At 61.8% G+C, this 25,464-nt stretch carries 18 protein-coding genes and 3 pseudogenes; 13 read left to right on the top strand and 8 right to left on the bottom strand.

From position 1 onward, the window contains the following. The first annotated feature begins 262 nt into the window (after positions 1–262). The 8 genes and pseudogenes from OKW43_RS17300 to OKW43_RS17265 form a co-directional block, all read left to right on the top strand. Entirely contained in the window at positions 263–1,363 is a 1,101-nt protein-coding gene (locus tag OKW43_RS17300; RefSeq protein ID WP_429448662.1) for an IS630 family transposase, read from the top strand. Positions 1,364–1,482: 119 nt separating this feature from the next. Beyond that, a complete protein-coding gene (locus tag OKW43_RS17295; protein WP_429448660.1) occupies positions 1,483–1,950 on the top strand; it encodes a transposase in 468 nt (155 codons plus the stop codon). Between the two features lie 333 nt (positions 1,951–2,283). Continuing rightward, on the top strand, positions 2,284–4,335 hold the full coding sequence (locus tag OKW43_RS17290) for a hypothetical protein (RefSeq protein ID WP_429448658.1): 2,052 nt from the start codon (positions 2,284–2,286) through the stop codon (positions 4,333–4,335). 323 nt (positions 4,336–4,658) lie between these two features. Further along, positions 4,659–4,803, top strand: a pseudogene (locus OKW43_RS17285) (IS6 family transposase); the annotation flags it as partial. 124 nt (positions 4,804–4,927) lie between these two features. Continuing rightward, entirely contained in the window at positions 4,928–5,947 is a 1,020-nt protein-coding gene (locus tag OKW43_RS17280) for an IS110 family transposase (RefSeq protein ID WP_429448656.1), read from the top strand. Positions 5,948–6,474: 527 nt separating this feature from the next. Continuing rightward, positions 6,475–7,805 (top strand): annotated as a pseudogene (locus tag OKW43_RS17275) (IS110 family transposase). Positions 7,806–7,992: 187 nt separating this feature from the next. Continuing rightward, positions 7,993–8,136 (top strand): pyrroloquinoline quinone precursor peptide PqqA, encoded by a 144-nt coding sequence (gene pqqA, locus OKW43_RS17270; protein ID WP_429448588.1) that lies wholly within the window; start codon positions 7,993–7,995, stop codon positions 8,134–8,136. Between the two features lie 64 nt (positions 8,137–8,200). Next, positions 8,201–8,704: pseudogene (locus tag OKW43_RS17265) on the top strand (IS6 family transposase); the annotation flags it as partial. A gap of 1,171 nt (positions 8,705–9,875) precedes the next feature. Here the strand turns inward: OKW43_RS17265 and waaA are convergent. The 4 genes from waaA to OKW43_RS17245 form a co-directional block, all read right to left on the bottom strand. Further along, positions 9,876–11,189 carry a lipid IV(A) 3-deoxy-D-manno-octulosonic acid transferase gene (gene waaA, locus OKW43_RS17260; protein ID WP_429448654.1) on the bottom strand — a complete coding sequence of 438 codons (1,314 nt, stop codon included), beginning with the start codon at positions 11,187–11,189 and terminating at the stop codon, positions 9,876–9,878. Between the two features lie 97 nt (positions 11,190–11,286). Further along, on the bottom strand, positions 11,287–12,171 hold the full coding sequence (locus OKW43_RS17255) for a Kdo hydroxylase family protein (protein WP_187637378.1): 885 nt from the start codon (positions 12,169–12,171) through the stop codon (positions 11,287–11,289). Positions 12,172–12,267: 96 nt separating this feature from the next. Next, positions 12,268–13,209 (bottom strand): lipopolysaccharide heptosyltransferase I, encoded by a 942-nt coding sequence (waaC, locus tag OKW43_RS17250; RefSeq protein WP_246530257.1) that lies wholly within the window; start codon positions 13,207–13,209, stop codon positions 12,268–12,270. Between the two features lie 236 nt (positions 13,210–13,445). Beyond that, positions 13,446–14,840, bottom strand: a complete 1,395-nt coding sequence (locus OKW43_RS17245) for a phosphomannomutase/phosphoglucomutase (protein ID WP_429448652.1) — start codon at positions 14,838–14,840, stop codon at positions 13,446–13,448. 356 nt (positions 14,841–15,196) lie between these two features. Here OKW43_RS17245 and OKW43_RS17240 point away from each other — a divergent pair, with 356 nt between their 5' ends. From OKW43_RS17240 to galE, 4 genes are all read left to right on the top strand, one after another. Then, positions 15,197–16,459, top strand: coding sequence for an oligosaccharide flippase family protein (locus OKW43_RS17240; RefSeq protein ID WP_429448650.1), 1,263 nt, complete (start codon positions 15,197–15,199; stop codon positions 16,457–16,459). After that, positions 16,456–17,286 (top strand): glycosyltransferase, encoded by an 831-nt coding sequence (locus OKW43_RS17235; RefSeq protein WP_187637374.1) that lies wholly within the window; start codon positions 16,456–16,458, stop codon positions 17,284–17,286. The genes OKW43_RS17240 and OKW43_RS17235 overlap by 4 nt, the downstream gene beginning before the upstream one ends. Before the next feature lie 77 nt (positions 17,287–17,363). After that, positions 17,364–18,512, top strand: coding sequence for a glycosyltransferase family 4 protein (locus OKW43_RS17230; protein ID WP_187637373.1), 1,149 nt, complete (start codon positions 17,364–17,366; stop codon positions 18,510–18,512). A gap of 12 nt (positions 18,513–18,524) precedes the next feature. Beyond that, positions 18,525–19,547, top strand: coding sequence for a UDP-glucose 4-epimerase GalE (galE, locus tag OKW43_RS17225; RefSeq protein ID WP_187637372.1), 1,023 nt, complete (start codon positions 18,525–18,527; stop codon positions 19,545–19,547). A 155-nt stretch (positions 19,548–19,702) separates the two neighbouring features. On the opposite strand, the gene OKW43_RS17220 is transcribed toward galE, so the two are convergent. Further along, positions 19,703–21,256: a DUF3488 domain-containing protein gene (locus OKW43_RS17220; RefSeq protein ID WP_187637371.1), complete on the bottom strand. Its 1,554-nt coding sequence runs from the start codon at positions 21,254–21,256 to the stop codon at positions 19,703–19,705. 184 nt (positions 21,257–21,440) lie between these two features. After that, positions 21,441–23,006 carry a methyl-accepting chemotaxis protein gene (locus tag OKW43_RS17215; RefSeq protein ID WP_187637370.1) on the bottom strand — a complete coding sequence of 522 codons (1,566 nt, stop codon included), beginning with the start codon at positions 23,004–23,006 and terminating at the stop codon, positions 21,441–21,443. 248 nt (positions 23,007–23,254) lie between these two features. On the opposite strand from OKW43_RS17215, the gene OKW43_RS17210 reads away from it, so the two are divergent. Beyond that, complete coding sequence (locus tag OKW43_RS17210; RefSeq protein WP_187637369.1) at positions 23,255–24,355, top strand: MraY family glycosyltransferase; 1,101 nt, start codon at positions 23,255–23,257, stop codon at positions 24,353–24,355. A 165-nt stretch (positions 24,356–24,520) separates the two neighbouring features. On the opposite strand, the gene OKW43_RS17205 is transcribed toward OKW43_RS17210, so the two are convergent. Then, positions 24,521–24,775 carry a hypothetical protein gene (locus OKW43_RS17205; RefSeq protein WP_187637368.1) on the bottom strand — a complete coding sequence of 85 codons (255 nt, stop codon included), beginning with the start codon at positions 24,773–24,775 and terminating at the stop codon, positions 24,521–24,523. Next, positions 24,756–25,274 (bottom strand): DUF2778 domain-containing protein, encoded by a 519-nt coding sequence (locus OKW43_RS17200; RefSeq protein WP_187637367.1) that lies wholly within the window; start codon positions 25,272–25,274, stop codon positions 24,756–24,758. The genes OKW43_RS17205 and OKW43_RS17200 overlap by 20 nt, the downstream gene beginning before the upstream one ends. Positions 25,275–25,464: the final 190 nt, after the last annotated feature.

Here is a 25,464-nt window from a genome sequence, read left to right as displayed (position 1 = left end):
ACGCCGTCGACGGTCCACACATTGCCCAGATGAAACTGCCGTCCCGGTCCCTGAGGCACGGGGTGCACGCCGTGCCCTTGAAGCAACTGCCACTTACCCCACCCGGAGGCGGTCTGGTCCTCAGAGAGACCTAACTGAAGCACGAACCGCAGCGTCTGGTTGACGTTCATCATGTAGTTCGGGTTCAGCCTGCTAGTGTCCCGAGTTAGAAATTAGTTGCCTTATTTGCGTTATGTACTAACCTGGGTTCCAGGGTTCGCAAATGAGCGAGGCAACGATGAGAGGAAGACCCAAGACGCCACTGATCCTGAGTGAAGCGGAACGCGGACAGCTGACTGCACTGACGATGCGGCGCAAGACGGCACAGGCGCTTGCCCTGAGAGCGCGCATCGTGCTGGCTTGCGCCGAGGGCGTCGACAACAAGACGGTCGCGACAAGACAACGTGTCACCTCGCATACCGTCTCGAAGTGGCGTTCGCGATTCATCAGTCACCGTGTGGACGGGTTGCTTGATGCACCTCGCCCGGGAGCGCCGAGGACGATCGAGGACGCGCAGGTGGAGGCGGTCGTCGCACGCACGCTCGAATCCGTACCCACGGGCGCGACTCACTGGAGCACGCGTACCCTGGCCCACGAGATGGGGATGTCGCAGACAGCCGTGTCGCGGATCTGGCGTGCCTTCGGATTGCAGCCGCATCGGCAGGAGACCTTCAAGCTCTCCACTGATCCATTTTTTGTGGACAAGGTGCGCGATATCGTCGGGCTGTACCTGGATCCGCCACTGAAGGCCATGGTGTTGTGCGTGGACGAGAAGAGCCAGATCCAGGCGCTGGACCGCACCCAGCCCATGCTGCCGCTGGCCCCGGGCATCCCTGAGCGACGCACGCACGACTATATGCGCCACGGCACGACCACACTGTTTGCGGCGCTGGACATCGCCACTGGCGAAGTCATTGGCGAACTGCATCGACGTCATCGCAGCAGTGAATTCCTGCAGTTCCTGCGCACCATCGAGGCTAACGTGCCACCCCAACTGGACGTGCATCTGGTGATGGACAACTACGGTACGCACAAGACCTCCTCGATCAATACCTGGCTGGCGCGCCATCCGCGTTTTCATGTGCATTTCACCCCGACCTCTGCTTCGTGGATCAACCAAGTCGAACGCTGGTTTGCCACGCTCAGCGAGACATACATCCGCCGTGGCACTCATCGCTCCACCCGGCAACTCGAACAGGCGATTCGCCAATACATCCAGATCAACAACACTGATCCGAGACCTTTCAACTGGACCAAATCGGCCGACGACATCCTCGCCAGCGTCAAGCGATTTTGTCTACGAATTTCTAACTCGGGACACTAGGTGCATAGATCAGCACCGACTGGAAAAATTCGCCTGGCTGCGGCGCCACTTCACGCCGCCTGAGAGCGACCAGTTCGCACCATGGCGCTGACCGTGCGCCTGGTCCGTCACGCAGTCACGTGGTATCCACCGGCAAGGTGCGCGTCGTGATGATCAATTTACTCGACAGCGCACGCTATCCGGCCTGCCAGTTTGGCGATCTCTACCATCAGCGCTGGCGAATAGAGGAAGCGTACAAGCGTCTCAAGCACCGCTTGAACCTCGAGCATGTTTCGGGACTATCACAACGGGCGGTGGTACAAGATCTCGCCGCCAGAGTGCTGTGCGACAACCTGCAGGCATTGACCACCTTGACGGCCCACGCCTGCCATGAATTGCCACCCGACCGGCGCATCAACCGCGCGTACGTGCATTCCGTGCTCAAGCCTCTACTGCCATCCCTGTTGCTCGGCATCGCCGCGGCGACCTCGCTGGCGGACGCCCTGGCCCTCATCGCAAGCCATACCTTCCGTCATCGACCAGGCATCTCAAAGCAACGGAAACCCCGCTCGAAACCCCACAAATCCATGACGCAAAAACCTTGCTGAAAGATCTCCATTTCTTAACTTGGGTGGATTGGCCCCGCGAGGGCTTGCATGTGGGACGCAAGCGCGTGGCGCGCCTGATGCGCCTTGCCGGTCCGTGCGGCGTAGGGCGGCGGCGCTGGCCCGCACCACGCGGCAGCACCCGGGTGCGCGGCGCGCGCCCGATCCGGTGCGCCGGCAAGTCAGCGCCGAAGCGCCCAACGTACGGTGGATGGCGGACGCCACCTATGTCCTGACTGGCGCAGGATTGCTGAGACAGTAAGTTTGACCAAACACGAAATATATGCGTCCAGCGAACCGCTACACAACGTCCCTTGAAAGAAGGCAGGACTTGTCATGAAAAACGCGAAGCTTAATCCTAACAACGAAGGATCCGGCGCAATTTCGGCAAAGCATTTTTCGTTGCTATCCTATTTGTTCGCCGCCGTCTTTTTAGGTGCCTGGATGTCCGTCGCGTCCGGGCAGTCGGTTGGACAGCCTTTGTCTCCAGAAGTCACCGACACAGGACCTGCCGCGACGGCATCTCCGATCAATACGTTGGCGGCCACGTCCGCGAACGTGTTGACCTATCATGGCGACACGAATCGTACTGGTTGGAATTCGAACGAGACGACCCTTACCCCTTCCAACGTCAAAGCCGGTTCGTTCGGCGTCTTATATTCAATCCCGCTCGGCGACCGAGTGAACGACTGGGTCGACGCGCAGCCATTGGTTGTTTCCGCGCTGAGCCTCAAAGGGACAACACAGGACGTCGTATACGTTGCCACCGAAGCCAACAACATTTACGCCTACTCGGCTTCCACGGGCGCGCTGCTACTCCAGAGGAACCTCGGGACTCCGGTACCGCGATCGAGGCTTCCCGGCGGCTGTGACAACAACGGCCCGACCGTGGGAATCAACTCCACGCCGGTGATCGATCGGAGTGCCCAAACACTGTACGTGGTCTCGTTCAAGATGCTGGGCGGCATGCCAACCTATCAGCTCCACGCTCTTGACATCACCACCTTGGCTGACAAAGCGGGTTCTCCGACCCCGGTCTCGGCTTCGCGTACCCTGACGAATGGCACGACCTACCATTTCGCCGCACAGTTCAGCCGGCAACGTGCCGGTCTCCTTTTGGCGAACGGAAACATCTACGCCGGTTTCGGCAGCTTCTGCGACATACGCGCCGACCAGTCGCGCGGCTGGGTGTTGGGATGGAAGGCGAACACGCTGTCACCGCTTCCTGCGAATGGGTCGAATGTTGCGAATCAGTTGATGAACAAGCTGTCGACTTCCCCCAACACGTTTTTCCTGTCGTCCGTCTGGATGTCCGGGTATGGCATTGCCGCGGGTCCGTCGGGGGAGCTGTACTTCATCACTGGAAACGCAGACCCAGCCGGTACGACCTACGCTCCTCCAAACAATATCCAGGAAAGCGTGGTGAAGCTCTCTGCCGACTTGACCGGGCTGGTGGACTATTTCACACCTTCAGGTACTAATGGCGTCGCATCTCTAGATGCCGCGGACGACGATTTCGGTTCTGGTGGCGCCATGGTTATACCGGCCATCCCCGGAGAATCGGTTGGTACGGTCGTTGCCGGAGGAAAGCGCGGCCGTCTATACCTCATCAACCGGAGCTCGATGGGTCACAACGACTCGGGCAGAGCGCTTTCCATCGGCGGTTTCGGTTCCTGCTGGTGCGGTCCATCGTATTTTATGGGATCGGACGGCGTCCGCCGCGTTGTCGGCAGCGGCGGCAGAAGCATAAGTGTATGGAAGGTTCCGCCAAACCCGCCGCAGCTGCAATGGGAAAAAACGTTTGCTAGCATCGCATCCGGCCAGGATGGTGGCTTTTTTACGACGATTTCATCGAACGGCACATCAGCCGGGTCCGCGATCATCTGGGCCGTCGGTCGCCCCACCAGCACTGCTGCACCGGCCAACGTGACGCTATACGCCTTCGACGCTTCAGCTTCAGGTGGCACAACACCGATCTTCTCGTCCGTCGCCGGCTCCTGGCCTGGCCCCAACTCCAACGCCAACATCGTGCCGACTGTCGCCAACGGCAAGGTCTTTGTCGCCAGCTTCGCGGCCCTGAACATCTTCGCTCCGGGCGGGACGCGCGCTCCCCTCGTAGTCCTGCCCCCGCCTGCTCCGCCAGCACCGCTGCCCAGCCAAATCTACGGAACTATCACTTCGGTAGACAGGTTGCAAATAACAATCAAACCTCAAACCGGAGTCCCTGTGCTGGTTGATACTTCTGCTGCCGAACAGGCTAACTTGAGCGTTCCGCTCGTGGTCGGAAAGGCCGTCCACGTCTTCGGCTCATTCAGCAGTGGAGCGTGGCACGCGGAAAGAATTCTTCGTGCTAAGGACTCCCCTGAATCCTGGGTGCCGACGAACTGACGCCCTTGCCAACCCGACTTTGTGCCGAAACCGATTGGCGCTATTGGAAGAACTGCTCCAATCGGTTTCAATCTGAACGAGGCAAAGACTGGTGGTCACCATTTACATAAGGGCTAGCCCTACCTTCGCATGGCGAAGCGCCGGATCGATGGTTTTCGCCAGACAGACATGGCCGAAAAGGCTGATAGGTCATACATGAAATAACGAGGGGCTCACCTCTCCAACTCGAGGACCTTGACTGCGCGGCGCTGCTCGGTCGTGGGTTTTGTCGCAATAGCGATGCTGCGGTAAAGTGAGGTGCCAAAACTTTGCTTGTGCCCACGATGAACAAGACCGCAAAGCCACGAATGGCCCTTGCTGCTGGCGTTGCCAAGGTGCTGCAGCGGTTGCACTATCCGCTGGACGTGATGTTGTTGTGCGTACGGTGGTATGTGGGCCTATTCGCTAAGTCATCGGAATCTTGAGGAATGAAATGAACGCGTCCCACCCCGTGACCGAGTGAGCAAATCAAGGTGGATCCTCACTGGCCAACGGCATCGATGTACCCACGTGGAAAATAGGAAGTTTCCCAAGGCAACCGGAGGATCCAGTCGTGAATCGTACAGCAGTCGGCGTGGACATCGCGAAAAACGTGTTCCAGGTGCATTACATCGATCAGGAAACCGGCGAGATCGTGAACAAGCCGATCAAGCGGGCAAAGTTCCTTGAACATTTCGCGAACCGTGCGCCGTGCCTGATCGGGATAGAAGCGTGTGGTGGTGCGCACCACTGGGCCCGGCAACTGACGAAGATGGGCCACGAGGTGAAGCTGATGCCGGGGGAGTTTGTGAAAGCGTTCAATGTCCGCAACAAGAGCGATGCGGCGGACGCCTGGGCGATCTGGCTGGCAGTACAGCAGCCAGGCAAGCCGGTAGCGGTAAAAACTGAGATGCAGCAGGCGATGCTTGGGCTGCACCGGATGAGGCAGCAACTGCTCAAGTTCCGAACGATGCAGACCAATAGCCTGCGAGGACTGCTGACGGAATACGGCGAGGTGATGAGCAAGGGGCGAAGCAAGCTGGACAAGGAGATACCAGTGGTGCTCGAACGGCTCGCTGAGCGTCTGCCTGCTGTGATCATTGACACGTTTCGCGAGCAGTGGAACGGACTGGCGAAGCTGGACGAACAGGTAGCGCAGATTGAGCGCCGCATGCGCGAGTGGAAGAAGGAAGACAAATCGGTAAAGGCAATCGGCGAGATTCCCGGCGTCGGACTGCTGACGGCAACGGCGGCAGTCGCGATGATGGGCGATCCGAAAGCGTTCAGTTCGGGGCGGGAGTTTGCCGCGTGGGTTGGGATCGTACCGAGGCAGACGGGTTCGGGCGGCAAGGTGAATCTGCACGGGATCAGCAAGAGGGGTGACACGTATCTGCGCACACTGCTGATCCACGGTGCGCGTAGCGTCCTTGAGCACGCAAAGGAGCCGGGTGAGTGGGTCGAGCAGATGAAGAAGCGGCGGCCAAAGAATGTCGTGGTCGTCGCACTGGCCAACAAGATGGCGCGAACGATCTGGGCCGTACTGGCCCATAACCGGCCATACCGGAAGGACTATGTCAGCGTGAATCCGGCCTGAATGGCTCACGCGATGTAGAAGATCAACGTTTGACACAGGGTGAACGTCGAAAGGTTGCGCAGCAAACGAGTGTGATGACAAGCCAGGTAGGACCGGGGCCCGCCAAGCCTGAATCATTTCCAGAGCTTCGAGCTCGTTTGAGGAGTGAGGCGCGGGCCAGCGGATTTCATAGGGGGCCGTAGCCTATTGGGCTGCAACAAGCCCGGATATAGAGCAGCAGCCCATCCTGTCTGTCACACAAGCGAGAACTAGCGCAAAGGGACGCGTTCATATAGAGCGAAATAATCGGCGCGCCGGCCGAAAGGCGTTTGCAATAAACATGTGGCGACGCCCTTGCGGTAAGGTTGAATTCCGCGCGGGAGAAGACCGATTCATCAATGGTGCATCTCAGCCCGCGATAGAGCGTGGTCCTGGGTCACGTCGGCGACACTGGTGAGACCGTGATGAACGGCCATCCCGTTTGAGAGAGTGAGTACAACGACGTACCCGAACCTGTGCGGCAACCTCGAATCCAAAGGACGAAAGTCATGGCAATGCGCACAAGAACAACGCTGGAGATAGCCTGTCCGAACGCGGCGGGCATCGACATTGGTTCGGCAAGCCATTATGTGGCGGTGCCTGCTGATCGTGACGACGAACCTGTGCGCGAGTTCAAGAGTTTCACTTGTGAGCTGGAGAAGCTGGCCACTTGGCTGACAGCCTGCGGCATCGACACTGTGGCAATGGAGTCGACCGGAGTCTACTGGATACCCGTGTACGAGTTGCTGGAATCACGGGGTTTCACGGTCCATCTGGTCAATGCCCGGCACGTAAAGAATGTGTCGGGCCGCAAGAGCGATGTCTTGACTGCCAGTGGTTGCAACAACTGATGAGCTACGGGTTGCTGTCGGGAGCGTTTCGGCCGACAGACGAAATCTGCGCCTTGCGGGCTGTTTCACGGCAACGGGATATGCTGTTGCGCTATCAGGCGCGACACGTCCAGCATATACAAAAAGCCTTATCGCAAATGAACGTTCAACTCGCCAACGTGATCTCCGACATCATGGGCGAAACGGGACAGAAGATTGTGCGCGCCATCATCTCCGGCGAGCGGGACGCCGTGACCCTGGCCAGAATGAAACACGCCCGCATCCGCGCCAGTGAAGAGGACATCGTCAAGTCATTGCAGGGCAACTGGCGCGACGAGCACCTGTTCACACTGAAGCAGGCCATGTCATTGTATGACGCATACAGTACGCAACTGATGGTGTGTGACCAGCAGCTTGAGGCCATGCTGGCCGCGCTGCAAAAGCATGCTGGAAGCCTGGATAAGCCTCAGCGTCGTTCGCGCGGCAAGAATGCTCCACGGTTCGACTTACGCACGTACCTGATTGGCCTGTGCGGTGTTGATCTGACGCGCATTAACGGCATCGACACGGCAACCGCACTGAAGGTGATTTCCGAAACAGGCACGGACCTCTCGCGCTTCAGAAGCGCCAAGCAGTTTGCAGCATGGCTCGGCCTGTGTCCTGGAACGAAGATCTCCGGGGGCAAGGTGCTGTCCAGCGCGAGCAAACGTACTACTAACCGTGCGGCACACGCTTTACGTCTGGCAGCCGCAGCACTGCGTACCAGCCAGTCTGCACTGGGCGCCTACTACCGGCGCATGTGCGCCAGACTGGACCGACCCAAGGCCATCACGGCGACCGCGCATAAGCTGGCGCGTCTGATCTATGCGATGCTGACGAAAGGCGGCGAATTTATCGATCAAGGGCAAGACTACTACGAGGAGCGTTACCGTCAACGCGTCATGCATCATCTTGCCCGTCGGGCCGAAAAACTGGGTTTCAAACTTACCCCTGTTTCGGAGGCTGCATAAAACCACTCGCAAAATCAAGACCTTGCGATGTGTTTATTGAGAGATGATGGCTGAGCGCGCCATTGGCTTGGATCGTTCAACAGTGCATCGTTGGGTCATCCAGTTGGTGCTTTCTTAACGCCCGCCTGGCTGGCCGGTAAACGTGGGCATGGAGTTTGCGTGATGCCGGCTGCTGTCGACACCGGGTATGAAATTTCGCCGGGCCGCCGGCGCAACGCTGTTCCAACCGCTGTTTCAACCGAAGGAGAAAGCACGTATGCAATGGACGACTCCGAGCTACACCGACGTACGCCTCGGTTTTGAAATCGTAATGTATGTCGCTACGCGTTAAGCCCGCAACCGGGCCGCACGCCGCGGCCCCCTTGCGGTTTCGGTTTGTGTTTGACCTCTGCTTCGAAAAGACATTTCGCAAGCACAAGCGCCCGGTGGGCAGGAGTTGGCGCATGGATGAAAGTTATATCAAGGTCAAAGGCTCGTGGAAATGTCTTTATCGCGCCGTGGACAAGGCGGGCAACACCATTGACTTTCTGTTTAGAGCCAAGCGGGACAAGACTGCTGCCCGGCGGTTTTTTGAAAAGGCAATCGGTCAGAACGGCTCGCCCGAGACGGTGACCATCGACAAGAGCGGCTCCAATCTGGCAGCGCTTCATCCGGTGAATGCCGAGCGCGAGAAGCCCATCAAGATTCGTCAAGTCAAGTATTTGAGCAACGTGGTCGAACAGGACCATCGGGCCATCAAACGCATCACTCGGCCGATGCAGGGGTTCAAGGACTTTGACTGCGCTCGCGTTATTCTCAGTGGCATTGAGACCTTGCACATGATCAAGAAAGGGCAGATGAAATGCCGGGGTAAAATCCCGCTGTCCGCTGCACAGCAGTTCTACTCGCTCGTTTCATAAGGTATCCTTTGGATATCGCATTTTCTCGTCCCTCCCGTCTTACTGCGACACAACCCCCTTGCCTAGTCATCCATCTGTCTACCATTTCAGCCACAGGGCTTCGCCACGGCATAGATCGCGATCGCGATGAGCGGCACGGTCCACAGCGAAGACCTTAGGTAGCTCCTTAAGCTGTACCAGCGATTCCAGTCCATGTTTGCCCTCTCCCTACGATTCTTGTTGCAGCGGGGACCAGGATATTCGCGGTTCGCCGGGTGGCATGCAAAGGAGCCTTCCCGAGCGGGTGCGTACACGACTGGGATCACCCTGCCGTCGCTCCTTCCGGTCGTCGTCCTGATGTCGGCGTTCAGGCCAGCGCTGCTGAACGTCGAAAACCACCTGCTTTTGTCGCTATGCACGAACTGCACCGGCGCGAGGTTGGCAGCATCGCTTCTGTCAACACGCGCGGCATAGGATGGCCAACCTTGCCAGCAGGTGACGTCGTCTGCCATTCCACTACTGTCTGATCACGCGGGTTGAGTCGTAATCGCTGTCGGCCTCAACCCGCTCGATAAAACTGAATCCGCCGGTCAGGGGAGGTTCCGCACGCGCGGACCAGGTGACGGACACATGTAAGACACCTGAACTTCAGGCCGGTCAATGAGCGCGTGGTCCAGGGACGTCGAGTTGCCAGGACGGTGCCTCGATGAGTTCCGGAATGGCGAAGACTGACTGACGGCGTTCGGACGCGAGCACGGAGGCCATGCTGATCGCAACGACGCGCTGAGGCCTCGGTTGGTCCGAGAATTTGGGTTGACGAGATTCAGCCGGTTTTCCGAAACTGCGAATAACAGTTATGGGCAACGATTTGCCAGACGACTCGAGGTGTGGATGACCGTTGAACCCCGCAAAGCGGCCGTAGAGGCGTCACCGGGTTCAAGGTCCGCAGAGGGTCGACAGCCGCCCGACGAGTGCGAGGACGCAGCGGCCACCGTTGGCCCCTGCACCGCGCAATGAGCATTTTTAAACTGCGCATCAAAAACAAAACCCGGGATTCCGGGCGCTTGTTTTCCAGCGCTAGCCAGATTTGTTCGCTATCCGCGGCACCACCATCGCATTTAACCAGCACGGTCTGCACTTTCTGCGTCGTCCGACAAAGCACTACACCGCGTTGCACGGCAGCCGCCCAACCCTACTCCGGCAACAACGCAGCCAACACATTGACCGTCCTTGCCGTCGCCCCGCGATGGCTCGCCGCAAACGCGGCAGCCGCACCGCCCATCGCGAGCCGCCGCGACTTGTCGCCGAACAGCTCGCGCAGCGCGCGCGCCAGATCCGCCGGGTCCTGCACCTGCACGGCGGCACCGGCCGCGACCGCATCGGCGGTGGCCTGCGTGAAGTTGAACATGTGCGGCCCGATCAGTACCGGCACGCCGACCGCGCACGCTTCGATCAGGTTCTGTCCGCCGAGCGGCAACAGACTGCCGCCGATAAACGCCAGATCCGACGCCGCATAGTAAGCGCCCAGCTCGCCCATCGAATCGCCGAGCAGCACATTCACATCGTGACGCAACGGCGGCACGCCGTCGTCGGCGCCAAGCGCCGCCGAGGCAACCTTCGCGTCGGGTGCCCAGTTCGATCGGCGTTCGAGCCGCATCGCCGCCTTCTCGACGAGCGCCGCGACTTCATTGAAGCGTTGCGGATGACGCGGCACCAGAATCAGCAGCGCATCGTCGATGCCGAGCGCCGCGAACGCGTCGAGCACGAGCGCTTCTTCGCCCTCGCGCGTGCTCGCCGCGACCCACACGGGCCGCGTGCCGATCGCCGCGCGCCACGCGTGGCCTCGCGCCGCGAGTTCGGGCGGCGTGCTCATGTCGAACTTCAGATTGCCGAGCACCGCGACGTTGCGCGCGCCGAGCGACGTCAAGCGCTCCGCATCGGATGGACTCTGCGCGAGCACGCGCGCAAAGCCGCCGAACACGTCCTTCGTCGCGCCGCCGAACTTCGCCGCACGCTTATACGATCGCGCCGACATCCGCGCGTTGGTCAGCACGAGCGGCACCTCGGCGCGCCGGCATTCGTCGATCAACGTCGGCCACACCTCGGTTTCCATCACGAGACCGAGCGACGGTCGCCATGCGCGCAGAAAACGCCGAACTGCGTGCGGTATATCGTACGGTAGATAGCTGCGCAACACGCGGTCGCCGAAAATCTCGATGCCGGTCGCGCGGCCGCTCGGCGTCATGTGCGTGAGCAGAATGCGCGCGTCGGGGCGCGCTTTCATCAGCGCATCGATCAGCGGCTGCGCGGCGCGCGTCTCGCCGACCGATACCGCATGCACCCAGATCAATGGCGCGCTGTCATCAGGCAAGCGTCCGCGCGAATAACCGAAGCGCTCGCCGATATGCTCGCGATAACCACGCTCCTTGCGCGAACGGATCAACAGACGCAGCACCGCAAGCGGCGCGATCAGCCACCAGAGCGCGCGATAGATCGCTCTTAGCATCGGCGCTCCGCGTGGTTCGCCCGCCTCGGCAAGCCCACGGCGCTCATGCGCGCCCTGCGGGCCGGCGCCTGCCGAGCTCTCGAATCAACCGCCGCGCTCAAACCAGCGCCCTGCCCTTCAGGCGCTCGAGAATGCCGAGCGGCGCGCATTCCGGCTGCGCCATCGCCTTCACCGGCAGGAAGAAAGTCTGTTCCAGCATGAACTGGCCGGACATCACCGCATGCGAGGTCTGGTCGGAGAAGCACACCCACACGCTACCCGGCGGAAACGGCATGGTCTGCTGCGGACTCGTCTTCTGATAGTCGAGGTCGGCTTTCATGCCGTCGTGCAGACTGAGCATCAAATGATCGTATTCGCTGCGCAGCGATTTGGTGACGTGCAGCAAATTTAGTAGCCACGCGGTGCCCGGCATCTGCGGCTTGATGCGCGGCAGGAAGCGCTGCGCCATGTCCTCGAACGGCTCGCCGACGCGCCATACGCGCGGCACGCCATGCGGGTTCACATTGGTGAACACGCGCAGGATGCGCTCGCCGTAATTCGGCCGCGATGGAAACGCGTCGATGTGCAGGCGGCTATCGTCCTTGCGCCACGAGGTTTCGCGTGTCTCGACCTGATGCAGCCGCAGGCTCGTCGGCGCGACCCGCAGCTTGCCGCTGTACTCGGGAAACAGCCCGTCGACGAGCGTGCGCGCATTCGCCTGATAACGCGCGATCAACGCGCGCACCGCCGATTGCGTGACCGCATCGCCGGCCACGCCATGTAGCGCACCGCCGTTCGGTTCGAGGCTGATGTTCTTGCGGTTGGGATCGGCGAGCGCCGGGTCCAGCAGCGCCTGCTCGCCGCCGTCGATCGCGAAGCGCAGGTTCGGGAAGTACAGCACCTTGCCGCGCTCGACGCCGCCGAGCAGCGTCTCGCGTGGCACGGACAGGTTGCGCCCGTGCCAGTCGGCGTTCGCTACTTCGATGATCTGGGTTTCGTTCATGATCGCCCTTGGGAACGGAGGGTGCGCAAGGCGAAGCGCACCGGCGGGTTGCAGCCCGTGCTGATGACTGCCGGCCCGGGCTACCGCAGACCCGGGTTACAACAAACCGAAGTCGGCCAGCGTCGACTTGACCTGCCGCAGCGTGGGCGGCTGCCCGGCCGCGCCGAGATTGACGACGTTCGGCGACCAGTAGCCGCCGGTGCGCCACGCGGTCGAGAAATTGTACAACTCGACCGTGGGCCGCTTCAGCGCCGCCGCGATATGGACCAGACCTGTGTCGACCCCGACCGTCGCGGCCGCGCCATCGATCAGCCCGACCACCGCCGCCAGCGACAGCTTCGGCGGCACGATCGCGGCCGCGCCGAACTCCTTCGCGAGCCGCTCACTGGTCGCGCGCTCGGCGTCGCTGCCCCATGGCAGCACGATCGACGCGCCGCGCCGCACCAGCGACTGCCCGAGCTCGATCCACGCGGCATCGGGCCACTGCTTGTCGGCGCGCGAGGTCGCGTGCACGAACACCACGTACGGCACCGGCAGATTCAGATTCGCCTGCGACAGCGCGAGCGCGGCACGGCCCGTATCGAGACCGAAGTCGATGTCGTCGGTGGCTTGCGGCGGCGGATCGTTCAGCGCCGCGGCCACCAGTTGCCGCGTGCGTTCGACCACGTGCGTGCGCGGCGCGATCGGCACTCGCCGCCCGTAGAAAAAGCGCACCGGCCATTCGTAGCCGGCGCCTTCGGTGCGATTGCCGAGGCCGACGAGCGGTCCGCGCGCCATGCTCGCGAGCCACGCGGTCTTGATGAGCCCCTGGCAGTCGATCACCAGATCGTAGTGCTCGGCGGCGAGCGCGCGACGAAACGCACCGATCTCGCGCCAGTTGTCGACGGACAGGATGCGCTTGCGCCAGCGCCGCAGCGACACCGGAATCGCGCGCCGCACGCCGCTCACGAGTTCCACGAGCCCGACGAAGCTTTCCTCGACGAGCCAGTCGATCTGCGCGTCGGGATGGCGGCGACGGATGTCGGCGATTGCGGGCATGTTGTGAACGACGTCGCCCAGCGACGACACCCTCACGATCAGTATCTTTTGCGCGCTCAAGAGTGGGAAAACCGGCTATCCGGCATCGAAGATGCGTTGAAAGGACCGCAATTCTAGCGCGTCATCGGTAAAACACATGAAAAACGCGGCGCGGTAAGGCAACCCGCGCCGCGTTCGGTAGCGGCGACGCTTCGATCCGTCTGAACGGGCTTCGAAGCGCGCCGCCGCGTCAGCCGTCAGAACGGCAGTTTCGCATCGGCCTTCTCCGCGAGAATCACGCGACGGAAGTCGTCCTGGATGCGTTTGAGCGCCGCGTCGTTGTCGGCTTCGAAACGCATCACGACGACCGGCGTCGTGTTCGACGAACGCGCGAGGCCGAAGCCGTCCGGATACTCGACGCGCAGACCGTCGATCTTCACGACGTTGTCCGCGCCGGTGAACTTCGCGTTCTGCTGCATACGGGCGATCAGCTCGAAGTTCTCGCCTTCCTCGAGCTTCAGCTGCAACTCGGGCGTGGAGTGCGAGTTCGGCAGCGAGTTCAGCAGCTTGCTCGGGTCGGCGACACGCGTGAGGATCTCGAGCAGACGCGCTCCCGTGTACAGGCCGTCGTCGAACCCATACCAGCGGTCCTTGAAGAACACGTGGCCGCTCATTTCGCCAGCCAGCGGCGCGCCGGTTTCGCGCAGCTTCGCCTTCACGAGCGAGTGGCCGGTCTTCCACATCAGCGGCTCGCCGCCCTTGTCCTTGACCCACTTCGCGAGATTGCGCGTGCACTTCACGTCGTAAATGATCTGCGCGCCCTTGTTGCGCGACAGCACTTCTTCGGCGAACAGCATCAGCTGACGGTCCGGGTAGATGATCTGGCCGTCTTTGGTGACGACGCCGAGGCGGTCGCCGTCGCCGTCGAACGCGAAGCCGACTTCCGCACCCGTTTCCTTCAGCGCGCGAATCACATCTTCGAGGTTCTCCGGGTGGGCCGGGTCCGGGTGGTGATTCGGGAAGTTGCCGTCGACTTCGGTGAACAGTTCGACGAGTTCGCAGCCGAGCTTGCTGAACAGCTTCGGCGCGAGCCCACCGGCCACGCCGTTGCCGGTATCGACGACGATCTTGATCGGACGCGCGAGCTTCACGTCGCTCACGATGCGCTCGAGATACGCGTCGGCGATGTCGTACTCGGCGTAGCTGCCGCTGCCGTCGGCGAAGTTCTCGTCGACGATGCGCTGATGCAGCGCGAGGATCTGCTCGCCGTAAATGGCCGCGCCGCGCAGCACCATCTTGAAGCCGTTGTAGTCCGGCGGATTATGGCTGCCGGTCACGACGATGCACGAGTCGACGCGACGCTCGCCGCCCGCGAGCGTCAACGGTACGCTTGCCGCGAAGTAGCCGACCGGCGTGGGCACCATGCCCACGTTGACGACATCGACGCCGGCCGCACGCAGACCGTCGGACAGCGCCCCGATCAACTCGGGACCCGACAGGCGCCCGTCGCGCGCGACCACGACCGCGTCGCCGCCCTGCGCGCGCACTTCGCTGCCGAACGCGCGACCGATGGAACGCGCGGCGTCGGCGTCGAGCGTCTTGCCAATGACGCCACGAATGTCATAGGCCTTGAAAATGGATTTGGAGATCATGTTGGCTCACTTGCGTGCAATGGAAAATTTTGACCTGCGCACCGACGGCAACCGGTAACAATCGCCGGGAACAATCGCCGTAAAAAAATCGCGGTAAAAACTCGCGTTAAAAAGCCGAAGTCATACTCGCGTTAAAAATGCGTGTTACCGCCTCGATGCACCCTTGCCGGAAGCGGTCCGGTTCCAACTTATAATTGCGTTCTTCTGACCAGCCTGAATACCGCCATTCTAATGCTTAGACGCCCTCCTTTTGCAAAGTTGCCGTGGCTGCCGGCCGGGCGGGCGAACCCGCATAGCGCCGCAGGCACGGCCGCAAAAGGCGGCTCGACCGACGCACGGCGGCGAGCGGCCAACGGATGCTGACGCTCAAGCGCTTCGCCAATCCCGACGTCACCCGCGCATTTGCGAACATCGTCTGGCTGGGTCTCGAGCGGCTCACGCAGATCGGCGTCGCGATCGTGATCAGCGGCATGCTCGCCCGTTACTTCGGGCCCGATACGTTCGGCAAATGGCAGTACGCGAACACGCTGCTGCTGGTGCTGTCGCCGATCACGTGGGTCTGCGGCGCCGAAATCCTCGTACCGACCATCGTCAACCGGTCGCCCGAACAACTCGGCACCGTACTCGGCAGCGCGTTCGCGTTGCGCTTTTCGGTGTCGGCCGTTGCGCTGATGCTGACATGGCTCGGCATTGCGCTGCATTGGTTCGACCCGCTCGTCGGTGCGATGCTCGCGGGCCTCGCGGTGACGATGCTGTTTCGCGAGCCGTTCGTCGGCGTGATCAACGCGTGGCTGCAAAGCATGACCTACAGCAAGCCGCAGTTGCTGACCAGCATGAGCACCGCGGTGATCAAGGCCGGCCTCGTCTATCTGCTGGTGCGCGCGATGGCCGCGCCCGCGCGCTTCGGCTGGCTGTGGGCGCTCGAATCGGCGGCGATCGGCGCGGTGCTGTTGCTCTACTTCATGCGCCGGCATGGCGGCAAGCTCGGCTGGCATGTCGAACGTTCGCTGTTCAGGCACTTCGCGAGCGCTGGCACCGTGTTCTGGCTCGGGCTCATCTGTATGTATCTTTTTCTGAAACTGGACCGGCTGATGCTGGAGCGCGCGATTTCGTTCGCCGACCTCGGACGCTACTCGGCCGCCCAGCAACTCAACGAAAACTGGATCACGCTCGCGCTGATGCTGGCGCAAACCATCGCGCCCGCTTTCGTCTATCGCGTGCAGGGCATCGCGCAACTGCGCCGCAATATGTGGCGGCTCACCGCGCTGACCGCCGTGCTGATGGTGGGCGGCGCGCTCATGCTCGATCTGCTCGCGGGTTTCATCATCCGCCGCGTGTTCGGCCCGGACTTCGAAGGCGCGATCGACATCTTCCGCGTGGCCGTCTGGCTCTCGGTGCCCGCCGGTATCGAGGCGATCGGCAATCTGGTCGTGCTCAAGTATCAGGCCAGGTTCGTGTTGCTCGCGAAGTGGCTGCTTGCGCTCGCCATCGCGTTCGCGGTCAATCTGCTGGCGATTCCTCGACTCGGTGCTTACGGCGCGCTCGTCGGCCTCGCGGCCGGCTATCTGGCGGCCGCCTCCGTCAATCTTTATTACATCCGTCTCAAATTGCGCCCATGACGAATTCATCCGCCACCGCGCAAACCACGCTCGACGACGTCGCGGTGCTGATGCCCGCGTACAACGGCCAGTCGGACGTCGATTCTACGCTTGCGTCGTTCGAAGAAAGTGCGCTGGTGCACGTACTGATCGTCGATGACGGCAGCACGCCGCCGATCGTCGCGCCCACGCTGCCGAACCTGAAGATCGAAGTGCTGCGCATGGCGCAGAACGGCGGCATCGAGCGCGCGCTGCGAACCGGCATCGACGCGCTCGCGCAGCGCGGCTTTCGCTATGCGGCGCGCATCGACGCCGGCGATCGCCCGGCGCCGCGACGGCTCGCGAAGCAGCGCGCTTTCATGGAAGCGCATCCCAATGTGGCGGGCCTGGGCATGTGGACCCAGGTCGTCACGCGCGCGGGCGAACCGCTATTCATGCTGACGCCGCCGGCCGAGCCGAACGCGATCCGGCGCCAGCGCTTTTTCCGTTCGTGCCTCGCGCATCCGTCGATGATGCTGCGTATCGATGCCGTGCGCACAGTCGGCAACTATCGCGCCGCGTATCGTTCAGCCGAGGACCTCGATCTGTTCGTTCGTCTGATGGAACGCTACGACTGCGCGAATCTGCCGGAGCTCGGCCTTTTCTATGAGCTGAACGAAGGCGGCATCAGCGCGACGAAGCGGCGGCGGCAGATCGGCTCGACGCTGCGTTTGCAGTTGCGCTACTTCAACGTGGCCAATCCGTACGACTGGTTGGGTCTCGCGAAGAATCTGCTGCATCTGATGCTGCCTTATCGCACGTTGCAGCGGGTCAAGCGCGCACTGCTCACGCCGCGCGCGAGCCGTTGAGTCGCGCTGCGTATGAGCGCTGCCGCTGTATTCGTATCGCTGGTCCACATTTCATTCAACGCCCGGCCCCTTTCCGCATGAAGCCCTCTTTCAAGTCGACGCCCGCGCTGCGCATTACACTCGTCTGCAACACGGCCTGGGCAATCTATACGTACCGGCAAGGGCTGATCCGCACACTGATCGGACGCGGCGTCGACGTGACGGTGCTCGCGCCGCGCGACCGCACGTTCGAGCTGCTCGCCGCGATGGGCTGCCGTTGCATCGAACTGCCGGTTGCGTCGAAGGGCACGAGTCCGGGCGAGGATCTGCGCACGCTGGTCGCGCTCTATCGGCAGTACAGGACGATTCATCCGCATGTCGTGTTTCACTACACGATAAAGCCGAACATCTACGGCTCGATCGCGGCGAAGCTGGCTGGCGTGCAATCGGTGGCGGTCACCACCGGGCTCGGCTATGTGTTCATCCAGCACAGCCGCGCCGCGCAGATCGCCAAAAGGCTGTATCGTTTCGCGTTCCGCTTTCCGCGTGAAGTGTGGTTCCTGAATCGCGACGACCAGGCCGCGTTCATCGACGGCAAGCTGCTCGCGCATCCTGAGCGCGCGCGGCTGTTGCATGGCGAGGGCGTCGATCTGGAGCAGTTCCCGTTCACGCCGCTGCGCGAGCGCGCGCAGTTTCGCTTCTTGCTGATCGGGCGCTTGCTGTGGGATAAAGGCGTCGGCGAATACGTCGAGGCCGCGCGGCAGTTGCGTGCGCGCTATCCGCATGCGCGCTTCCAGCTGCTCGGGCCGGTCGGCGTCGACAATCCGAGCGCGATCACACGCGATGAAGTCGCCGCGTGGGAACAGGAAGGCGTGATCGAGTATCTGGGCGAGGCGCACGACGTGCGGCCGTTGATCGCCGATGCCGATTGCGTCGTGCTGCCCTCGTATCGTGAAGGCGTGCCGCGCACGCTGATGGAAGCGTCGGCGATGGGCCGGCCGATCGTCGCGACCGACGTGCCCGGCTGCCGCGAAGTGGTGGCCGACGGCGTCAACGGCTTGCTGTGTGAAGTGCGCAGTGCGCAGAGCCTCGCCGCGAGCCTCGCGCGCATGCTGGACATGAGCGGCGCGGAGCGGCGCGCGATGGCGGAACGCGGCCGGCAGAAGGTCGCGACCGAATTCGACGAACGCATGGTCATCGAAACCTATAAAGATCTGGTGCAAAAAATCACGGGCGTTTTACTTTAACGGAGTAACAGCATGACCACGAAAGGCACGATTCTGGTAACGGGCGGCGCGGGTTTCATCGGCTCGCACACCTGCGTCGAACTGCTGAACGGCGGCTACGACGTCGTGGTGATCGACAACCTGGTGAACAGCAAGCGCGAATCGCTGCGGCGCGTCGAACAAATTGCCGGCCGTTCGGTGAGCTTCTACGACAACGATGCGCGCGACGCGGCCGCGCTGCAGCGGATTTTCGACGCGCATCCGATCACCGGCGCGATCCACTTCGCCGCGCTGAAAGCGGTCGGCGAATCGGTCGCGAAGCCGATCGAGTACTACGCGAACAACGTCGGCAGCCTGCTGACGCTGCTCGGCGTGATGCGCGATCGCAACGTCAGGCAGTTCGTGTTCAGCTCGTCCGCAACGGTATACGGCGTGCCGAAAAGCTCGCCGATCGACGAATCGTTTCCGCTGTCGGCGACCAATCCGTATGGTCAATCGAAGCTGATCGCCGAGCAGGTCCTGCGCGATCTCGAAGTGTCGGACCCGTCGTGGCGCATCGCGACGCTGCGCTACTTCAATCCGGTCGGCGCGCATGAGAGCGGCCTGATCGGTGAAGATCCGGCCGGGATTCCGAACAACCTGATGCCGTACGTCGCGCAGGTTGCGGTCGGCAAGCTCGACCGCCTGCGCGTGTTCGGCGGCGACTACGAGACGCCCGACGGCACCGGCGTGCGCGACTACATCCACGTGGTCGATCTCGCGCGCGGGCACCTCGCCGCGCTCGATGGGCTCGTCAAGCGCGATGCGAGCTTCGTCGTCAATCTCGGCACGGGGCAGGGCTATAGCGTGCTCGACGTGGTGCGCTCGTTCGAGCAGGCGTCGGGACGGCCGGTGCCGTACGAAATCGTCGCGCGCCGCCCGGGCGACATCGCGCAGTGTTTCGCGGACCCCAGCGCCGCCGAAAAGATCATCGGCTGGCGCGCGCAGTTCGGCATCGAGCGCATGTGCGCGGACCACTGGCGCTGGCAGTCGATGAATCCGCAGGGGTTTGCCTGACGTTCGCGGCGCGATCTCCGTCGCGCCGGCCTGACAGATGAGGCCGGCGGCCGGCCCGCATCACGGCCGGCATCACAGCCCGCATCACAGCCTGGATCGCTCACGCGCCGCTGGCGCGTGCGCTGGGTCGCGCTCCGCGGCGAACTGCTTACTGCTTACTGCGCGGATTCGCGCGGATAAAAATATAATCCCGAAACGTTCACCACACTTGTCAACCCCTCCTTCGGCACTGCTGACACGAGAAAGCGCCGGTGGGCGCTTCGAATTTTGTCAGGCGTGCAACGCGCCGATCGAGTGAACACGAGCTGCCAGTTTTGCGCGATGCAAAACGGTACGCTGCCCTGGCGTTTGGCATACGCTTCGATGCCCACCAGAACAGGCCACAGCCGTTCCCAATCCGCGGAGCCATCGAGGTCGAAAACAGGCACGCCGCCCCCCGCGTCGAGATTGCGGATAGCTGCGTAAGCAGCGGGAATTTGCGGATCGTTGTATTGGGAAACGTTTTCAGGCGGCTGATGAATCCGGATCGCAGTGAACGCCCCAACGGCCACGCAAACGATCACGGCAATGGGCAGACTCGCAACCGTCACATTGTCGAGAACGCGCTTCGCCAGCAACGTGAGCGCCAGAGCAGGCACGGCATAGTAGAAGATCCCGACATAGGTCAGCGAAAGATCGTCGACTCCGAAAACCGCATAAAACAGAAAGGCGACCGTCGCACTGGCCAGTGCCAACGACAATGCCCGCTCAGGCATGTCACGGCCTTCATTGTCCCGCGCGGGATCGTTGGTCACGAGAACCGCACAAGCCACCGCGCCCAGCAAAATGCCGAAGATTCCGTTACTCCAGAAAAGACCGGCAAAGCGCACGGCGTCCACGAAACGGTTGGCTTTGTGGGCACGCCCAAAAGCGGCATATTCAGCGAGGGGGCCAGGAAAATGAAGGATCGTCTGGATCGCGAGAGGAATAAGGAAAAGCACCACAATCGCCAATGCAACAGCGATGGTTCGGAAATTGGCCGCGAGGTATTGGCGGCTCAGCACCCAGGTTTCACTGGAACCCGACCTGCGCGAAAGCCAGCTATTGGCTATCAGCGCGCACGCCAGCATGACGATAGTCATTCCAAGAAAAGAGGCGTGACCATTCAGAAGAAATCCAAGGCTCACGGCAAGCAGCACAAGCCCGTCTGCGCGGCCCATGATCAATGCGCCCACGGACACCGTGAAGGCCGCAAAAGCGAAGTAGTAAAGATGGGGGAACCAGGGACCCGCGAAGGCCTGGTAGCTGATGTAAGCGGTGATACCAACGAATAAGGCCGTCGTGACGACGGCCGCCGCAGTGCCGCTCCGGGTCGCCCACTGCATCCTGATCAAAAGCGTCCCGATTGCCGCGATCCAGAAACCGGAAAGCAGCGCAACCGCATAGATCTGACCGGAAAACGGTGACGCGACCCAGTGCATCAGGTCGGAAAATACGATCTCGCCCGCGGCAAGCACGTACAGAAACGCGGGGCCAGGATGATTGAACCCGACGCGCGAGTAATGTCCGACGAGCAGCTTCAGATGCTTCGCGTCGGCGATCAGCAACGAGTTCGCCGCAAAGTCTCCGACTTCGTGTAGCGGAACGGACGCAAAGGTCTGACCGAACACGATAATGAACATCCCGACACACAGCGCCGAAATAAAAAATGCTGCCAAACCCTTGAGCATCGAACACCTGTTTTCGCTTTATCCAACACTTTGCTGTGATCTGGCGCGATTTCCCGGCAAACCACTTGATGAAGAAAGTGGAAGAAACTGGCAGCCAAAGCGGAGGTCAGGATGGAAAGCAGGATTCTAAGGTAGCTATCGGCGCGCTATGCGATCGACAGCTCCCATTTCTGCGGGCCAGGCGCTAAGCGGGCACCCGCGACTCTTCGAGCCGAAACACGGCAATGGCCTCCTTCAGAACATTGGCCTGCTCCTCCAGCGACTTCGCCGCGGCCGCCGCCTGCTCGACGAGCGCCGCGTTGTGCTGCGTGACCTCGTCGATCTGCGACACCGCCTTGTTGACCTGTTCGATACCATCGCTCTGTTCGAGCGCCGACGCCTCGATCTCGCTCATCACGCCGGTCACGCGCTCGACCGCTTTCATCGCTTCCTGAATCGTCTTCTGCGCATCCGACACCAGCGACGCGCCCTCCTCGACCTTCGCCGCCGATTCGCCGATCAGCTCCTTGATCTCCTTGGCCGCCGCGCCGGAGCGCTGCGCGAGGCTACGCACTTCCGAGGCGACCACCGCGAAGCCGCGCCCCTGCTCGCCTGCGCGCGCCGCTTCGACGGCCGCGTTCAACGCGAGAATGTTGGTCTGGAACGCGATCCCCTCGATCATGCCGATGATCTCCGTGACCTTGCGCGACGACTCGCTGATGCCGTCCATCGTCTCCGTCACACGCGACACCACCTTGCCGCCGCGCGTGACCGTATCGAGTGCGCCGTGCGCGAGACGGTTCGCCTGCTTGGCGTTGTCGGCGTTCTGCTTCACGGTCGCCGACAGCTGCTCCATGCTCGCCGCGGTCTGCTGCAGCGCGGCCGCCTGCTGCTCGGTGCGCGCCGACAGATCGGCATTGCCCGACGCGATTTCGTTCGCGCCCTGCGTGATCGCGCTCGTGCTGCCGCGCACCTTGCCGACCGTTTCGACGAGGCCGTCGCGCATCCGCGTCAGCGCGCCGAGCAGCTGGCCCATCTCGTTGCGCGATTTCACCTTGATCGCGACGCTCAGGTCGCCAGCGGCGATGCGCTCGAAGTGCTTGACCGTCGCGTTGACCGGCTTGATCAGCGCCGACGACAACGCGACGCGCGCGCCCACGGCAATCGCGAGCGCGATCACCGCAATCGCGCCGAACAGCGCCGTCGCGAGCTGGAAGCGTCGCGCGCCGGTCGCGGCCTGCTGATGCCGATTGTCCATCTGCGCTCTTTCGAGCGCGTCGATCGCTTTCGAGTACGACGCGTACAGGCTGTTCGCGGTATCGCCCTGGATGTTGCGGAAGGTGTTGAAGTCGAAGTCGGTCAGTGCCTTGAATTCCGGCTCGATCGCCTTGTCGACGAGCGCCGCGCGCGCATCCCCGACGCTCTGCGCGAACTTACGCTCGGCGTCGCTCGCGAACGGGCTGGCCATGTAGTTGCGGAAGTCGTTGTTCGATTCGACCAGCACCTTGTGCGCGGCCGGCAGCAGATCGTCGGTCTGCTTGCCGACGCTGAACAGCGTCTGATAGGTGCCCAATGCGAGCTGCACCTGCAAAAGCTTCTCCGAACTCGCCTTCAGATGCGACAGCGCAGCGGCGCTGCGCTGCGTGTCGTCGAGGCTGCCGTTGGCGAGCTTCAGCGCGCCGTAACCGACAGCGATCACCGTCAGAAGGAAGGCGACGAATACGCTGATCACGAGCGTCAGTCCGCCACGAATTGTGATGTTATTTAGCATTGGATCTCCGGAACGCCTGTGTTTCGCGCGACTTACACTTCGTCGCATCCAGGTTTACGGTCATTGCGCGCGCGCGCCGCATAGGGGGAATCCATGACGAGCGAGCGCTCGCGGGCCTCGGCGGGCGGCTTCGGTCTCGCTATCTGGGATTTTTTGCTGTCCCGCCTGAAAACCTTGCGCGGCGGCCGCACGCCGGCCGCCGCGTGTTTCGTTTGTATAATTCCGCGTCTTCGCTCAGGCCCACTTTCATGCTCAGTTTTGCGCTCGGCTTTCTCGTCTCCCTGCTGATCACGCTGTTGATCGTGCGCTATGCGCATCTGCATGAAAAATTCTCGACCGATACCGATCTGGCCGGCGTGCAGAAATTCCACGTGCGTCCGGTGCCGCGCATCGGTGGGACCGGGATTCTGGTCGGGTTGATCGTCTCCGCGGCGCAATTGCATCGCGCGTATCCGGCCGTGTCGGGCGGCATTCTGGGGCTGATGGCGTGCGGCATGCCGGCGTTCGGCTCGGGGCTCGCCGAGGATCTGACCAAGCGCGTGTCGCCGCTCGCGCGCCTCGTGTGCACGATGGCGGCCGCCGCGCTCGCCTGGTTCTTTCTCGACATCGCGGTCACGCGCATCAGCGTGCCGCCGCTCGACTTTCTGCTGTCGTATGCGGCGATCTCGTTCGTGGTCACGGTACTCGCGGTCGCGGCGCTCGCCAACGCGATCAATATCATCGACGGCTTCAACGGCCTCGCGTCGATGGTCGCGTGCATGATGTTCGCATCGCTCGCGTATGTGGCGTTCCAGGTGCATGACCCGGTCGTGCTGTCCGCGTCGTTCATGATGATGGGCGCGGTGCTCGGCTTCTTCATCTGGAACTTCCCGGCCGGACTGATTTTTCTCGGCGACGGCGGCGCTTACTTCATCGGCTTCATGCTCGCCGAGTTGTCGATCCTGCTCGTGATGCGCAATCGCGACGTATCCGCGTGGTATCCGGTGCTGCTCTTCATGTACCCGATCTTCGAGACCTGCTTCTCGATCTACCGCAAGAAGTTCATTCGCGGCATGTCGCCGGGCATTCCGGACGGTGTGCATCTGCACATGCTGGTCTACAAGCGGCTGATGCGCTGGGCGGTCGGCGCGCGCACCGCGCGCGAACTGACGCGCCGCAACTCGCTGACGTCGCCCTATTTGTGGCTACTGTGCCTGATCGCGGTCGTGCCCGCGACGCTGTTCTGGCGGCACACGCTGCATCTGTTCTGCTTCGTTGTGGTGTTCGCGGCGACTTATGTGTGGCTTTATGTGAGCATCGTGCGGTTCAAGTCGCCGCGGTGGATGGTGGTGAGGAAGGGTAAGCGGTGAGCAGAAGCGACAAAGACACCGAGGGCACCTTTTTTTGTTGGTCGAAATAGCCTTAGCCGCCTCGAAAGGTGGTTCATATGTACATGAAACCCCTCTCGTCACCGAGATTCCTCGAAATTCATCAATGCGCGGGATTAAAAAAAGCCCCGTCGCCGGGGCTTTCGTCTACTTCTTGCGATACCACCGCCATAGCTTCATGATCGCCACATACGCCAGCACCGCCGCGATCAGTTCAATCGTCACCCACACCACGATATACAAATCTTCGGGGTCGCGGACACCGAGCCAATCCGAAGCCCCCCACCACGCTCGCGCTTCACCTTCTGTCCACTGATGGGATATCCGGACATAACGAAATGAAAGAAGAAACAACCCGATAAACAGCGCGATTTTGAAGAGCCTACGGACAAGTGTTGCCATATGTGATGACCTCGATTGTTCCGTAGGCGCGAAGCCCCGACATGCCGGCAGAGATCGTCATGGTGCGCAGGAGTGAGTTGCGGATTCTCAGGAAATCCGTACGGCTCGGCAGGGTAATGCAGCCAAGCGAAACACCCCGACCACCTGCCGGATGCAACCGGAACTGGCCACGCTTGACGCCATTGACCCATGTCCAGTCATCAATCACACCATCGTCACGATATAGCGCGAACCATTCGTTGTGATCGGTTGGCCTCCCATCATAGGCATTAAACGCATCTTTTATCCGCGCTAAAGCCGTGGAGCCTACACCGCCAGCAGGACGCGCGACGATCCAGTATTTACCAGCGGGAATTGGCCCTTTGCCCACCACCGCCGTGCAGCCGCCCCGATTGCGATATTGCTGATCACCCGAAAACGCGTCGAATGTGCCGATGCCATTAATGGTGAGCGGTGACAGCGGCGCGTTGTTCACGAGAAATTTGCCGAAGTAAGCCATGTTTCACGCCTCCTGATTGCGCTGGCTGTAGGTCATTGCGTTCTGCATAGGTTCCTTCCGTTGGTGAACCTTGACCGCAAGCGCGCGTGCCGCTGGCGCGCTACAGGTCGATTCCGGATTTGCCGCCTCTTTCGCCTGGACAAAAAACGCGCCCCAAGGGCGCGCAAAATCAAAACCTTTGCATCACAGA

The sequence above is a fragment of the Paraburkholderia sp. WC7.3g genome (assembly GCF_050436345.1).
In the GTDB taxonomy this organism is placed as follows: Bacteria; Pseudomonadota; Gammaproteobacteria; order Burkholderiales; family Burkholderiaceae; genus Paraburkholderia; species Paraburkholderia podalyriae.
Note: the sequence above shows the minus strand (reverse complement) of the source record. Positions and strands in the feature narration are given on the sequence as shown.